We start from the raw sequence: 13,969 nt of genomic DNA, 5'->3' as shown, positions 1-13,969 counted from the left end.
ATTTAAGCGAACGGCAGTGGCGTTACATCTGGAAGCACTCTAGATCGGGGCTTTTTGGCACTTAGTTTTACGCTGGGAGCCTATTGGTCCTACGAACCCAAGTGTCTGGAGGCTGCGAATGAATACCCGTGGATTGCTCGATCAAATGCTCAAGTCTGGCCAGGACATGTTGCAGAACAAGGCCGGCGGCCAGCGCAAGCCGGACGACAAAGGCGCCCTTGGCGGACTGCTGGGCGGTGGTGGCCTTGGCAGTCTGCTCGGCGGTGCCGGCGGCGGCGCCCTGGCGGCCGGGGCCATGGGCCTGCTGCTGGGGAACAAGAAAGCCCGCAAGTTCGGCGGCAAGGCCCTGACCTACGGCGGGCTCGCCGCGTTGGGCGTCATTGCCTATAAAGCCTATGGCAACTGGCAGGCAAACCAGGCCAGCGCACCTCAAGGCGAACCGCAAACCATCGACCGTTTGCCACCGGCCCAAGTCGAGCAACACAGCCAGGGCATCCTCAAGGCCCTGGTAGCCGCCGCCAAGGCGGACGGGCATGTGGATGAGCGCGAGCGCGCGCTGATCGAAGGCGAATTCACCAAGCTGGACGATGACCGCGAGTTGCACAGCTGGCTGCACGCTGAACTGAACAAACCCCTGGACCCGGCCGATGTGGCCCGCGCCGCCAGCACCCCGGAAATGGCCGCGGAGATGTACATCGCCAGCGTGATGCTGGTGGATGAGGAGAATTTCATGGAGAAGGCCTACCTCGATGAGCTGGCGCGGCAACTCAAGCTGGAGCCTGGCTTGAAGATCGAGCTGGAAAAACAGGTGCGGCTGGCGCAATAAACGCCTGCCCTGAAGCGATCAAACTGTGGGAGTGGGCCTGCTCGCGAATGCGCTGGTCAGTCATCGAATCTATTGACTGACCCTGCGCCTTCGCGAGCAGGCCCTCTCCCACATTTGCATTCTGTGATCACTACAGCAAAACCCGTTGATTAATGAGGGCTTCTGCTCAGCTATACTCCCCTCCATTTGAATGGCCCTTCGAGGAATTACTGTGAAGAACTGGACCTTGCGCCAACGGATTTTGGCGAGCTTTGCGGTCATTATCGCGATCATGCTGCTGATGGTCGTGGTGTCCTACTCACGGTTGCTGAAGATCGAAGCCAGCCAGGAAGCGGTCCGCGACGACGCGGTGCCAGGGGTGTACCTCAGCTCGATGATCCGCAGCGCCTGGGTCGACAGCTATTTGCAGACCATCGACATCATTGGCCTGCGCGAGGATAAAACCTTCACCAATACCGACAAGAACGACTACAAGTCCTTCGAGACGCGTATTGAACTGCAGATGGCCAACTACGAAAAAACCATTCATGGCCAGGCTGACCGCATGGAGTTCGATAACTTCAAGGCGGCGCACATCAACTACAACAAAGTCCTGGCGCAGGTGCTGGAGCGCGTGCAAGCCAATGACCTGCCGGGGGCCAACCAATTGCTCGAGGAGCAATTGACGCCGATCTGGACCGAAGGTCGCATGAAGCTCAATGACATCATCACGGAAAACAAGAACGTGTCCGACCGTGCCACGGCGGCCATCGACGAGTCGGTGCTGTCGGCCAAGATCAGCATGGCCGTTTCGCTGATCATCGCCATCCTCGCGGCCGGCCTGTGTGGCCTGCTGCTGATGCGCGCGATCATGGCGCCGATGCAGCGCATCGTCGACATCCTCGAAACCATGCGTACCGGCGACCTGAGCAAGCGCCTGAACCTGGAGCGCAAGGATGAATTCGGCGCAGTCGAAACCGGCTTCAACGACATGATGACCGAGCTGACGGCCCTGGTGTCCCAGGCCCAGCGCTCGTCGGTGCAGGTCACCACCTCGGTGACCGAGATTGCCGCAACGTCCAAGCAACAGCAGGCGACCGCGACTGAAACCGCGGCCACCACCACCGAGATCGGCGCGACTTCCCGGGAAATCGCCGCGACGTCCAAGGACCTGGTGCGCACCATGACTGAAGTCTCCACCGCCGCCGACCAGGCCTCGGTGGCCGCAGGCTCCGGCCAGCAGGGCCTGGCGCGCATGGAAGAAACCATGCATTCGGTAATGGGCGCCGCCGACCTGGTCAACGCCAAGCTGGCGATCCTCAATGAGAAGGCCGGCAACATCAACCAGGTGGTGGTCACCATCGTCAAGGTTGCCGACCAGACCAACCTGCTGTCGCTCAACGCCGCCATCGAGGCGGAGAAAGCTGGCGAGTACGGGCGCGGTTTTGCCGTGGTGGCCACCGAAGTGCGCCGCCTGGCGGACCAGACGGCCGTGGCCACCTATGACATCGAGCAGATGGTGCGCGAGATCCAGTCGGCGGTATCGGCGGGGGTGATGGGCATGGACAAGTTTTCCGAGGAAGTGCGCCGGGGCATGTTCGAAGTGCAGCAAGTGGGCGAGCAGCTGTCGCAGATCATCCACCAGGTGCAGGCGCTGGCGCCGCGGGTATTGATGGTCAACGAAGGCATGCAGGCCCAGGCCACCGGTGCCGAGCAGATCAATCACGCCTTGGTGCAACTGGGCGATGCCAGCAGCCAGACTGTGGAATCCCTGCGCCAGGCCAGCTTTGCCATTGATGAGCTGAGCCAGGTGGCGGTGGGCCTGCGCAGCGGCGTGTCGCGTTTCAAAGTCTGATGAGCGACCTCGCGGCTAAACGCGGCGCCGTCCCGGCAGCGAAAAAGGCTTTGTTCCTGGTGTTTCACATCGGCGACGAGCGCTTTGCATTAAGGGCCACCGAAGTGGCCGAGGTGCTGCCGCGCCTGCCTCTCAAACCTATCGCCCATGCGCCGCTGTGGGTGGCGGGCATCTTTGCCCATCGCGGTGCGTTGGTGCCGGTCATCGACCTCAGTGCGCTGACGTTTGGTCAGCCGGCCCAGGCGCGGACCAGCACGCGGCTGGTGCTCGTCAACTACCAGCCCGAACCCTGGGTTGCAGCCCGTTGGCTGGGGCTGATCCTGGAACAGGCCACCGACACCCTGCGGTGTGACCTCAGCGAGTTCAAGCCCTATGGCCTGGACAACCGCGAGGCGCCGTACCTGGGGCTGGTGCGTGAAGACGCCGCGGGCTTGATGCAGTGGATCGGCGTGAATGAATTGCTCACCGAGCCGGTGCGTGCGTTGCTGTTCTCCGCCGAGCTGAGCCTATGAGCAACGATCCGCGCTTCTTTGCCTTCCTCAAGGAGCGCATCGGTCTCGATGTCGCCTCCGTGGGCGAAGCCATCATCGAGCGTGCCGTGCGCCAGCGCAGCCAGGCCTTGCAGGCGCAGACGGCGGGCGAGTACTGGCAGCACCTGCAAAGCTCCCATGACGAGCAGCAGGCGCTGATCGAAGCGGTGATCGTCCCCGAAACCTGGTTTTTCCGTTACCCCGAATCCTTCGTGACCCTGGCCCGCCTGGCCAAGGCGCGCCTGGTCGAGATCAAGCAGATGCGCGCCCTGCGTATCCTCAGCCTGCCGTGTTCCACTGGCGAAGAACCCTATTCGATTGCCATGGCGCTGCTGGACGCGGGCCTCGCACCGCATCAGTTCAAGGTGCAAGGCATGGATGTCAGCCCGCTGTCGGTGGAGCGTGCCCGGCGCGGGGTGTACGGCAAGAACTCGTTTCGCGGGGGCGACATTGCCTTTCGCGACCGCCACTTCGTGGAACACGGCGACGGGTTCCATATCGCCGAGCGGGTGCGTGAGCAAGTGCGCCTGCAAGTCGGCAACCTGCTCGACCCGGCGCTGCTGGCGAATGAGGCCAGCTACGACTTCGTGTTCTGCCGCAACCTGCTGATCTACTTCGACCAGGCGACCCAGAAACAAGTGTTCGATGTACTCAAGGGCCTGACCCACGTCGACGGCGTGCTGTTTATCGGCCCCGCCGAGGGCAGCCTGCTGGGGCGCCATGGCATGCGTTCGATCGGTGCGGCGCAGTCGTTTGCCTTCAGTCGGCAGGCTGAGCCGCAGCAGCCTGCGCCGGTGTTCGTGCCGCTGCCTGCGCCCATCCCGCAGCGCAGCGCGGCGCCGCTTCCGGTCAGGCCGCGCCCGTTCAGTACTGTCGCCACTGCGCAGGTCATACCGATCAAGGCCGCGCCGTCCGATGCCGCCGCCTTGCTCAGCCGCATCGCCACCCTCGCCAACGAAGGCAAGAGCCTGGAGGCGCGGGCTGCTTGTGAAGAGTATTTGAATCACCACCCGCCGGCCGCCCAGGTGTTTTACTGGCTGGGGCTGCTCAGCGATGTGGCCGGCAGTGCCCTGGAAGCCCAGGGCTATTATCGAAAAGCCTTGTACCTGGAGCCCCAGCATTCGCAGGCCTTGATGCACCTGGCCGCCTTGCTTGAGTCCCAGGGCGACAGCGCGGGAGCCCGCCGCCTGCAGGCGCGGGCCGCGCGTAGCGAGCGAGCTGACAGTGAGCACAAACCATGAGTAGCCCCGACGCGCTCGACACCACCGGCCTGGACCTGACCCTGGCTGACACGCAAGCCATCGACGATTGCTGGAACCGCATCGGCATCCATGGTGACAAATCCTGCCCGCTGCTGGCGGACCACATCCATTGCCGCAATTGCTCGGTGTACTCGGCAGCCGCCACACGCCTGCTGGATCGCTATGCCTTGCAGCAGGACGACCGTCGGCCACAGGCAGTGGTCGAGCATGGCGCCGAGGTGGTCACGCGCTCGCTGCTGATATTCCGCCTGGGCGAAGAGTGGCTGGGCATCGCCACCCGTTGCCTGGTGGAAGTGGCCACGTTGCAACCGATCCACTCCCTGCCGCACCAGCGTTCCCGTGCCTTGCTCGGCGTGGCCAACGTACGCGGCGCGCTGGTGGCGTGCCTGTCGCTGGTGGAACTGCTGGGCCTGGACAGCACCGGCAGCGGCGCCAGCGGTGGCCGGATCATGCCGCGGATGCTGATCATTGCCGCGCAAGATGGCCCGGTGGTGGTGCCGGTGGATGAAGTCGACGGCATCCATGCCATCGATGAGCGCACCTTGAAGGCTGCGTCAGCACCCGGCAGCCAGGCCAGTGGCCGCTTCACCCAAGGTGTGTTGCAGTGGAAAGGCCGCAGCCTGCGTTGGCTGGACGAGGCGCAATTGTTGTCCGCCGTGACCCGGAGCCTCACATGACCCCCGACCAGATGCGCGATGCCTCGCTGCTGGAGCTGTTCAGCCTGGAAGCCGATGCGCAGACCCAGGTATTGAGCGCGGGCCTGCTGGCCCTGGAACGCAACCCGACCCAGGCCGACCAGCTCGAAGCCTGCATGCGCGCCGCGCACTCGCTCAAGGGCGCGGCGCGGATTGTCGGGGTGGACGCCGGGGTCAGCGTGTCGCATGTCATGGAGGATTGCCTGGTCAGCGCCCAGGAAGGTCGCCTGTACCTGCAACCCGAACACATTGATGCGCTGCTGCAAGGCACCGACCTGTTGATGCGCATCGCCACGCCGGGCAATGACGTCGGGCCGGCGGATATCGAGGCGTATGTGGCGCTGATGGAACGCCTGCTCGATCCGTCGCAACTGAGCGCCAAGGTCGCCCCGTCAGCCCCGCCGCCGCCTGAGTCGGCCCCGGCGCCCGTCGTCGAGGAGCTGCCGCCGGAGCCCGAGCCCGCGCCACCCGTCACCAGCGAGCCTGCGCGCCAGAACAAACGCATGACCGAAGGCGGCGAGCGCGTGTTGCGCGTGACCGCCGAGCGCTTGAACAGCCTGCTCGACTTGTCGAGCAAGTCCCTGGTCGAAACCCAGCGGCTCAAGCCATACCTCGCCAGCCTGCAGCGCCTCAAACGCATTCAAAGCCAGAGCGCGCGGGCCCTGGATACGCTGGACGGCCAGCTCAAGACCGTGGACTTGAACCTCGAAGCCCAGGAAGCCCTGGCCGATACCCGTCGGCTATTGAGCGAAGCCCAGGCGCTGCTGGCAGAAAAACATGCCGAGCTGGACGAGTTCGGCTGGCAGGCCGGGCAGCGCGCCCAGGTGCTCTACGACACCGCGCTGGCGTGCCGCATGCGCCCGTTTGCCGACGTATTGGCCGGGCAGGTGCGCATGGTTCGCGACCTCGGCCGCAGCCTGGGCAAGCAGGTGCGCCTGGAGATCGAGGGCGAAAAGACCCAGGTTGACCGCGACGTGCTGGAGAAGCTCGAAGCGCCGCTCACCCATTTGCTGCGCAATGCCGTCGACCACGGCATCGAAATGCCCGAGCAGCGCCTGCTGGCGGGCAAGCCGGCCGAGGGCCTGATCCGCTTGCGCGCGTCTCACCAGGCCGGCCTGCTGGTCCTGGAGTTGAGCGATGACGGTAACGGCGTCGACCTGGAGCGCCTGCGCGGCACCATCGTCGACCGGCACCTGTCGCCGCTGGAAACCGCCCAGCGCCTCAGCGAAGAGGAGCTGCTGACGTTCCTGTTCCTGCCGGGGTTCAGCCTGCGCGACAAGGTCACCGAAGTATCCGGGCGGGGTGTCGGCCTGGATGCAGTGCAGCATATGGTCCGCCAATTGCGCGGTGCGGTGGTGCTGGAGCAGACGGCGGGGCAGGGCAGTCGTTTCCATCTGGAGGTGCCGCTGACCCTGTCGGTGGTGCGCAGCCTGGTGGTGGAAGTCGGCGAAGAAGCCTACGCGTTCCCGCTGGCCCATATCGAGCGCATGTGCGACCTGGCGCCCGACGACATCGTGCAACTGGAAGGCCGCCAGCATTTCTGGCACGAGGGCCGGCATGTCGGCCTGGTGGCCGCCAGCCAGTTGTTGCAGCGCCCGGCGGGGCAGAATAATGACGAAACCTTGAAAGTGGTGGTGATCCGCGAACGTGATGCCGTGTACGGAATCGCCGTGGAACGCTTCATCGGCGAGCGCACCCTGGTGGTGTTACCGCTCGATGACCGCCTGGGCAAGGTCCAGGATATTTCCGCCGGCGCCTTGCTGGACGACGGCTCGGTGGTATTGATCGTCGACGTCGAAGACATGCTGCGCTCGGTCGACAAGCTACTCAACACTGGCCGCCTGGAACGCATTGCCCGGCGCAGCCAGCAGGCCACCGAAGCACCGCGCAAACGCGTGCTGGTGGTGGACGATTCGCTCACCGTGCGTGAGCTGCAACGCAAATTGTTACTTAATCGTGGTTATGAAGTGGCCGTGGCGGTCGATGGCATGGACGGTTGGAACGCGTTGCGCTCCGAAGACTTTGACCTGTTGATCACTGATATTGATATGCCTCGCATGGACGGTATTGAATTGGTCACACTCTTGCGCCGTGACAGTCGCCTGCAATCGTTGCCGGTGATGGTGGTGTCCTACAAGGACCGTGAAGAAGACCGACGTCGTGGACTGGACGCCGGCGCCGACTATTATTTAGCCAAAGCCAGTTTCCATGACGATGCCTTGTTGGACGCCGTGGTGGAGCTGATTGGAGGCGCGCGGGCATGAGGATTGCGATCGTCAACGATATGCCCCTGGCGGTGGAGGCCTTGCGCCGCGCCTTGAGTTTCGAGCCCGCGCACGAAGTGGTATGGGTCGCCGGCAATGGCCTGGAAGCGGTGCAGCGCTGCGCCGAACTGACCCCGGACCTGATCCTGATGGACCTGATCATGCCGGTCATGGACGGTGTCGAGGCGACGCGGCAGATCATGGCCGAGACCCCGTGCGCCATCGTGATCGTCACGGTCGACCGCCAGGCCAACGTCAGCCGGGTGTTCGAAGCCATGGGCCATGGCGCCCTGGACGTCGTGGATACGCCGCCCCTGGGCGTCGGCAACCCCAAGGATGCGGCGGCGCCGCTGTTGCGCAAGATCCTCAATATCGGCTGGTTGATTGGCCAGCGCGGCAGCCGTGTGCGCGCCGAAACCACACCTGCGCGCAGCACCGGCAAACGCCAGAGCCTGGTTGCCATCGGCTCGTCGGCGGGTGGCCCGGCTGCCCTGGAAATCCTGCTCAAGGGCTTGCCCCGCGACTTTCCCGCCGCCATTGTGCTGGTGCAGCATGTGGACCAGGTCTTCGCTGCCGGCATGGCCGAGTGGCTGAGCAGCGCCTCCAGCCTGCCGGTGCGCCTGGCCCGCGAGGGGGAGCCGCCGCAACCCGGCGTGGTGCTGCTGGCCGGGACCAACCACCACATTCGTTTATTGCGCAACGGCACGCTAGCCTATACCGCAGACCCGGTTAACGAGATCTATCGGCCTTCGATCGACGTATTTTTCGAAAGCGTGGCCAGCCACTGGAATGGCGATGCCGTCGGCGTACTGCTGACAGGCATGGGCCGCGACGGGGCCCACGGCCTCAAGTTACTGCGAGAACAAGGATATCTGACCATCGCCCAGGATCAGCAGAGCTCGGCGGTGTATGGCATGCCCAAAGCGGCGGCGGCGATTGACGCTGCTGTTGAAATTCGCCCACTGGACAGAATTGCGCCCCGATTGCTGGAGGTATTTTCGAAATGAGCCCTACCTCCCGCGGTGCTGGCTTGCAGGTAGTAATTCAGGTGACTGCAGATGAATGATTTACAGATCGACGACATCAAGACCGACGAAAATGCCGCCATGGTGTTGCTGGTCGACGACCAGGCCATGATCGGCGAAGCCGTGCGGCGTGGCCTGGCCCATGAAGAAAACATCGACTTCCACTTCTGCGCCGACCCGCACCAGGCCATTGCCCAGGCGATCCGCATCAAGCCGACGGTGATCCTGCAGGACCTGGTGATGCCCGGCCTCGACGGCCTGACCCTGGTGCGCGAATACCGCAACCACCCGGCCACGCAGAACATTCCGATCATCGTGCTTTCCACCAAGGAAGACCCGCTGATCAAGAGCGCGGCGTTCTCGGCCGGCGCCAACGATTACCTGGTCAAGCTGCCGGACAATATCGAGTTGGTGGCGCGCATTCGCTACCACTCGCGTTCCTACATGACCCTGTTGCAGCGGGATGCGGCCTACCGTGCGCTGCGGGTCAGCCAGCAACAATTGCTCGACACCAACCTGGTGCTGCAACGGCTGATGAACTCCGATGGCCTCACCGGGCTGTCCAACCGCCGGCACTTCGACGAGTACCTGGAGCTGGAGTGGCGCCGTGCCATGCGCGACCAGACCCAGTTGTCGTTGCTGATGATCGACGTGGATTTCTTCAAGACCTACAACGACAGCTTCGGTCACGTCGAGGGCGATGAGGCCTTGCGCAAAGTCGCCGCGTCGATCCGTGAAGCCAGCAGCCGGCCGTCGGACTTGCCGGCACGTTATGGCGGTGAAGAGTTTGCGCTGGTGCTGCCCAACACCTCGCCGGGTGGTGCGCGACTGGTGGCCGAAAAACTGCGCATGGCGGTGGCCGCGCTGAAAATCCCGCACATTGCCCCAACTGAAGGTTCGAGCCTGACCATCAGTATCGGCCTGTCGACCCTGACGCCGGCGCAGGGGACCGATTGCCGGCAACTGATCCTGGCGGCGGACAAGGGGTTGTATACGGCCAAGCATAATGGGCGTAATCAGGTGGGGATCGAGTAGGGTTTTGTGTACATATGCGTTGCTGCGGTAACGGCTAACCCGGCGTCCTGCCGGGTTAGCCACGGATTCAAGCCTGCGTTCGGCCAACGCCTACACGTATCCGCTTTTGATCCAACCCCGCAGGTCGGCTTTCGGGCACAACGAGCCCAGGCGAGGTGCCGAGTGGTGGGGCAAGAGCCCTTTTCGCCCAGCGGGCTGCCGCTCCCCCCCGTTTATCGTTATACTCGTCGGCTTTCAAAAGTTCGCCAACGAGTGCTGCCCGCCATGGAAATCAACCCGATCCTTAACACCATCAAGGACCTGTCCGAGCGCTCCGAAACTATTCGGGGGTATCTTTGACTACGATCAAAAGCATGAGCGTCTGACCGAAGTCAATCGCGAGCTTGAAGATCCGAGTGTCTGGAACAAACCTGAATACGCCCAGGAACTGGGCCGCGAGCGCGCTGCGCTGGCGCAGATCGTCGATACCCTTGACGAGCTGAACACCGGTCTGGCCGATTGCCGTGACCTGCTGGACATGGCCGTCGAAGAAAACGACGAAGGCGCAGTGGGCGATGTCGTCGCCGAGCTGGCCCGTCTCGAGGAAAACCTCGCCAAGCTTGAATTCCGCCGCATGTTCAGCCATGAAATGGACCCGAACAACGCCTACCTGGACATCCAGGCCGGCTCCGGTGGCACCGAAGCCCAGGACTGGGCCAACATCCTGTTGCGCATGTACCTGCGCTGGGCTGACAAACGCGGTTTCGACGCCACCATCATGGAGCTGTCGGCCGGTGAAGTCGCCGGCATCAAGGGCGCGACCGTGCACATCAAGGGTGAATACGCCTTTGGCTGGTTGCGGACCGAGATCGGCGTGCACCGCCTGGTGCGCAAGAGCCCGTTCGACTCCGGCAACCGTCGCCACACCTCGTTCTCTGCGGTGTTCGTCTCGCCAGAGATCGACGACAAGGTCGAAATCGAGATCAACCCGGCCGACCTGCGGATCGACACCTACCGTTCCTCCGGTGCCGGTGGCCAGCACGTAAACACCACCGACTCGGCCGTGCGTATTACCCACGTACCGACCAACACCGTGGTCAGCTGCCAGAACGAACGTTCCCAGCACGCGAACAAGGACACCGCCATGAAAATGCTGCGGGCCAAGTTGTACGAGCAGGAAATGCAGAAGCGCAACGCCGCGTCCCAGGCGCTGGAAGACACCAAGTCGGATATCGGCTGGGGCCACCAGATCCGTTCGTATGTGCTCGATGCCTCGCGGATCAAGGATCTGCGCACTAACATCGAACGCAGCGACTGCGACAAGGTGCTCGACGGCGATATCGACGAATACCTGGAAGCCAGCCTGAAATCAGGCCTGTAACAGGCTCCATACCGCGATCCCTGTAGGAGCCGGCTTGCCGGCGATCCCCGGCCGCAGGCCGGGGACAACGAACCAGATGGAATATTTAAAGACATGAGCGACCAACAACTCGACCAGGCCCTGCAACAGGAAGAAAACTCCCTGATCGCCCTGCGCAAGGAAAAGCTTGCTGCCGAGCGCGCCAAGGGCAATGCCTTCCCCAACGACTTCCGCCGCGACAACTACTGCGATGCCTTGCAGAAACAGTACGCGGACAAGACCAAGGAAGAGCTGGCTGAGGCTGCGATTCCGGTCAAGGTGGCAGGTCGCATCATGCTCAACCGTGGCTCGTTCATGGTGATCCAGGACATGACCGGTCGCATCCAGGTCTACGTCAACCGTAAAACCCTGTCCGAAGAAACCCTGGCCTCGGTGAAGACCTGGGACATGGGCGACATCATCGCCGCCGAAGGCACCCTGGCGCGTTCCGGCAAGGGCGACCTGTATGTCGAAATGACCAACGTGCGCCTGCTGACCAAATCCCTGCGCCCGCTGCCGGACAAGCACCACGGCCTGACCGACACCGAACAGCGTTACCGCCAGCGCTACGTCGACCTGATCGTCAACGAAGACGTGCGCCAGACCTTCCGCGTGCGTTCGCAAGTCATTGCGCACATCCGCAGCTTCCTGATGAAGCGTGACTTCCTCGAAGTCGAAACCCCGATGCTGCAAACCATCCCGGGTGGTGCCGCAGCCAAGCCGTTCGAAACCCACCACAATGCGCTGGACATGGAAATGTTCCTGCGTATCGCGCCGGAGCTGTACCTCAAGCGCCTGGTGGTTGGCGGCTTTGAAAAGGTGTTCGAGATCAACCGCAACTTCCGTAACGAAGGTGTTTCGACGCGTCACAACCCTGAATTCACCATGTTGGAGTTCTACCAGGCGTACGCCGACTACGAAGACAACATGGACCTGACCGAAGAACTGTTCCGCGAGCTGGCACAGCTGGTCCTGGGCAGCACCGACGTGCCGTATGGCGACAAGGTGTTCCACTTCGGCGAGCCGTTCGTGCGCCTGTCGGTGTTCGACTCGATCCTCAAGTACAACCCGGAGCTGACCGCTGACGACCTGACCGACATCGACAAGGCCCGTGCCATCGCCAAGAAAGCCGGCGCCAAGGTGCTGGGTTTCGAAGGCCTGGGCAAGCTGCAGGTGATGATTTTCGAAGAACTGGTGGAGAACAAGCTGGAACAGCCGCACTTCATTACCCAGTACCCGTTCGAAGTGTCGCCGCTGGCTCGTCGCAACGACGACAACCCGAACGTCACCGACCGTTTCGAGCTGTTCATCGGTGGTCGCGAAATCGCCAACGCCTACTCCGAGCTTAACGACGCGGAAGACCAGGCGGAGCGCTTCATGGCCCAGGTGGCCGACAAGGACGCCGGCGATGACGAAGCCATGCACTACGACGCTGACTTCGTGCGCGCCCTGGAATATGGCATGCCGCCGACCGCGGGCGAAGGCATCGGCATCGACCGCCTGGTGATGTTGTTGACCAACTCGCCGTCGATCCGCGACGTGATCTTGTTCCCGCACATGCGGCCACAAGCGTAAGCGTAGCGAAATCCGAAGCCGCCTTTTATAAGGCGGCTTTTTTATGCGGCATTAACAAGCGTCAAGCAAACAGCGCCAGGGGATCGTTCCCGTGCCCTGCGTGGGAATGCACACCGTGACGCCCCGCGTCACTCTAATAAGGAAGATCAGTCGTGAACCGCGTAACCGCTCAAGAAGGCGCCGCCGGCATTGCCGCTGCCGTGGCTGAAAGCGTCCAGTACCAGGGCCGCAAGGCCAGCCGTCGGGGCAGCGAGCAACGCAGGCAAGACATTCTCGACGCGGCCATGCGCATTGTGGTGCGCGACGGCGTGCGGGCCGTGCGCCACCGGGCGGTGGCGGCGGAGGCGGGGGTGCCGTTGTCGGCAACCACCTACTACTTCAAGGATATCGATGACCTGCTTACCGATACCTTCGCCCAATACGTGGAGCGCAGCGCTGCGTTCATGGGCAAGTTGTGGGTGCGCAACGAAGGCCTGCTGCGCGAGATGGTCGCCTATGGCGATGGCAGCCCGGCGTCGCGCTCACAGCTGGCCGATGACATTGCGCGACTGACTGCCGACTACGTCATGCGCCAACTCAGCAATCGCCGTGAACACCTGATGGCCGAGCAGGCCTTTCGCCAGGAAGCCTTGCTCAACCCGCGCCTGGCGGAGCTGGTGCGCTCCCACCAGCAGATCCTGTTGCAGGGCACCGGGCAGTTTTTCCAGGTATTGGGCTCCCGCGAGCCGCAACAGGATGCCAAAGTGTTGACGGCGATAATCAGTCGGATGGAATATCAGGGCCTGCTGGGCGGCGCAGAGCCTCTGACCGCTGACGAGATGCTTGAGATTCTCAAGCGCTACATGCATTTGGTCCTGGCCTCGGTCTAGCCTCATGTGGGCGCTGGCTTGTCGAATCGTCGCACCGCTGCGATAGCCTCACCGCGGTTTATCTGAAGCACCGCGGGCCTGTATCGCAGGCGAGCCAGCTCCCACACTTTATGGAGTATGCAATGAAAGCCTGGCGTGTCGCGGTCATCGCTCTGTCGTTCCTGTTGCTCAGCGGTTGCCTGGTGACTTTCAAGGACCCGCTGCCGGCCCGGGAAGCCGCGCCGGAGGAACTGCTCGGCCAATGGACGAGCAAGAATGCCTGGGGCGAGCCGCTCAACCTGCACATCACCCACGCCGGCGAGCACCGTTATAAAGCCGTGAGCTACCCTACAGCCAAGCCTGGCCAGCGCGATGAGTACCTGTTTACGGTGTCGCGGCATGGTAGTCGCTGGTACCTGTCGGCGCGGTTGCCGGCCAAGCTGGGTGGCAATTACATCCTCGCGGGATTCGAGTTCGATGAAAAACACGAATTGGTGGTCTACAACCTCGACCTCGAGCAGATCCATCAGGCGATCGGCCAGCGCGCCTTGCATGGCAGCACCGTGGAGACCGTCGAAGGCGCCGGCGTGCGGGTGGACAGCCCCATGGACCAGGTGTTTGCCTACCTGGATGACCCGGCCAATGCCGATGTGTTCGTTGAAGCCGTGCGCTACCAGCGTGCGGGCAAATAACGTTT

At 63.0% G+C, this 13,969-nt stretch carries 12 protein-coding genes; all 12 read left to right on the top strand.

The features are described 5' to 3' along the window. The first annotated feature begins 118 nt into the window (after nucleotides 1-118). The gene (locus BBG20_RS11525) at nucleotides 119-826 is read left to right on the top strand and encodes a tellurite resistance TerB family protein (protein ID WP_065903211.1); all 708 of its coding nucleotides are present in this window, start codon (nucleotides 119-121) and stop codon (nucleotides 824-826) included. A gap of 211 nt (nucleotides 827-1,037) precedes the next feature. Further along, on the top strand, nucleotides 1,038-2,660 hold the full coding sequence (locus tag BBG20_RS11520; RefSeq protein ID WP_065903210.1) for a methyl-accepting chemotaxis protein: 1,623 nt from the start codon (nucleotides 1,038-1,040) through the stop codon (nucleotides 2,658-2,660). Next, nucleotides 2,660-3,172, top strand: a complete 513-nt coding sequence (locus tag BBG20_RS11515) for a chemotaxis protein CheW (RefSeq protein ID WP_065903208.1) — start codon at nucleotides 2,660-2,662, stop codon at nucleotides 3,170-3,172. The genes BBG20_RS11520 and BBG20_RS11515 overlap by 1 nt, the downstream gene beginning before the upstream one ends. Beyond that, a complete protein-coding gene (locus tag BBG20_RS11510; RefSeq protein ID WP_065903205.1) occupies nucleotides 3,169-4,431 on the top strand; it encodes a CheR family methyltransferase in 1,263 nt (420 codons plus the stop codon). The genes BBG20_RS11515 and BBG20_RS11510 overlap by 4 nt, the downstream gene beginning before the upstream one ends. Beyond that, entirely contained in the window at nucleotides 4,428-5,129 is a 702-nt protein-coding gene (locus tag BBG20_RS11505) for a chemotaxis protein CheW (RefSeq protein ID WP_065903199.1), read from the top strand. The genes BBG20_RS11510 and BBG20_RS11505 overlap by 4 nt, the downstream gene beginning before the upstream one ends. Next, nucleotides 5,126-7,411 (top strand): hybrid sensor histidine kinase/response regulator, encoded by a 2,286-nt coding sequence (locus BBG20_RS11500; protein WP_065903197.1) that lies wholly within the window; start codon nucleotides 5,126-5,128, stop codon nucleotides 7,409-7,411. Before BBG20_RS11505 ends, BBG20_RS11500 begins: the two co-directional genes overlap by 4 nt. Next, nucleotides 7,408-8,418: a chemotaxis response regulator protein-glutamate methylesterase gene (gene cheB / locus BBG20_RS11495; RefSeq protein WP_065903191.1), complete on the top strand. Its 1,011-nt coding sequence runs from the start codon at nucleotides 7,408-7,410 to the stop codon at nucleotides 8,416-8,418. The genes BBG20_RS11500 and cheB overlap by 4 nt, the downstream gene beginning before the upstream one ends. 51 nt (nucleotides 8,419-8,469) lie before the next feature. Beyond that, entirely contained in the window at nucleotides 8,470-9,471 is a 1,002-nt protein-coding gene (locus tag BBG20_RS11490) for a response regulator (protein WP_065903189.1), read from the top strand. 264 nt (nucleotides 9,472-9,735) lie between these two features. Then, nucleotides 9,736-10,831 (top strand): peptide chain release factor 2 gene (prfB, locus tag BBG20_RS11480; RefSeq protein WP_098465888.1). Its coding sequence is split into 2 segments (ribosomal slippage): nucleotides 9,736-9,807 and nucleotides 9,809-10,831, totalling 1,095 coding nucleotides; the frame shifts between segments, so codons are not numbered across the junction. A 93-nt stretch (nucleotides 10,832-10,924) separates the two neighbouring features. After that, on the top strand, nucleotides 10,925-12,424 hold the full coding sequence (gene lysS / locus BBG20_RS11475) for a lysine--tRNA ligase (RefSeq protein ID WP_065903183.1): 1,500 nt from the start codon (nucleotides 10,925-10,927) through the stop codon (nucleotides 12,422-12,424). Between the two features lie 152 nt (nucleotides 12,425-12,576). Then, entirely contained in the window at nucleotides 12,577-13,293 is a 717-nt protein-coding gene (locus tag BBG20_RS11470) for a TetR/AcrR family transcriptional regulator (protein ID WP_065903180.1), read from the top strand. A 122-nt stretch (nucleotides 13,294-13,415) separates the two neighbouring features. Next, complete coding sequence (locus BBG20_RS11465) at nucleotides 13,416-13,964, top strand: hypothetical protein (protein ID WP_065903176.1); 549 nt, start codon at nucleotides 13,416-13,418, stop codon at nucleotides 13,962-13,964. The last annotated feature ends 5 nt before the right edge of the window (nucleotides 13,965-13,969 follow it).

It is taken from the genome of Pseudomonas aylmerensis (genome assembly GCF_001702265.1).
Classification (GTDB): domain Bacteria; phylum Pseudomonadota; class Gammaproteobacteria; order Pseudomonadales; family Pseudomonadaceae; genus Aquipseudomonas; species Aquipseudomonas aylmerensis.
Note: the sequence above shows the minus strand (reverse complement) of the source record. Positions and strands in the feature narration are given on the sequence as shown.

Bases quoted from the DNA above. Each gene is read 5' to 3' on its own strand.
- BBG20_RS11500 (WP_065903197.1), top strand. From the start codon at position 5,126: ATGACCCCCGACCAGATGCGCGATGCCTCGCTGCTGGAGCTGTTCAGC.
- BBG20_RS11525 (WP_065903211.1), top strand. From the start codon at position 119: ATGAATACCCGTGGATTGCTCGATCAAATGCTCAAGTCTGGCCAGGAC.
- BBG20_RS11505 (WP_065903199.1), top strand. From the start codon at position 4,428: ATGAGTAGCCCCGACGCGCTCGACACCACCGGCCTGGACCTGACCCTG.
- cheB (WP_065903191.1), top strand. From the start codon at position 7,408: ATGAGGATTGCGATCGTCAACGATATGCCCCTGGCGGTGGAGGCCTTG.
- BBG20_RS11515 (WP_065903208.1), top strand. From the start codon at position 2,660: ATGAGCGACCTCGCGGCTAAACGCGGCGCCGTCCCGGCAGCGAAAAAG.
- BBG20_RS11490 (WP_065903189.1), top strand. From the start codon at position 8,470: ATGAATGATTTACAGATCGACGACATCAAGACCGACGAAAATGCCGCC.
- BBG20_RS11510 (WP_065903205.1), top strand. From the start codon at position 3,169: ATGAGCAACGATCCGCGCTTCTTTGCCTTCCTCAAGGAGCGCATCGGT.
- BBG20_RS11465 (WP_065903176.1), top strand. From the start codon at position 13,416: ATGAAAGCCTGGCGTGTCGCGGTCATCGCTCTGTCGTTCCTGTTGCTC.
- lysS (WP_065903183.1), top strand. From the start codon at position 10,925: ATGAGCGACCAACAACTCGACCAGGCCCTGCAACAGGAAGAAAACTCC.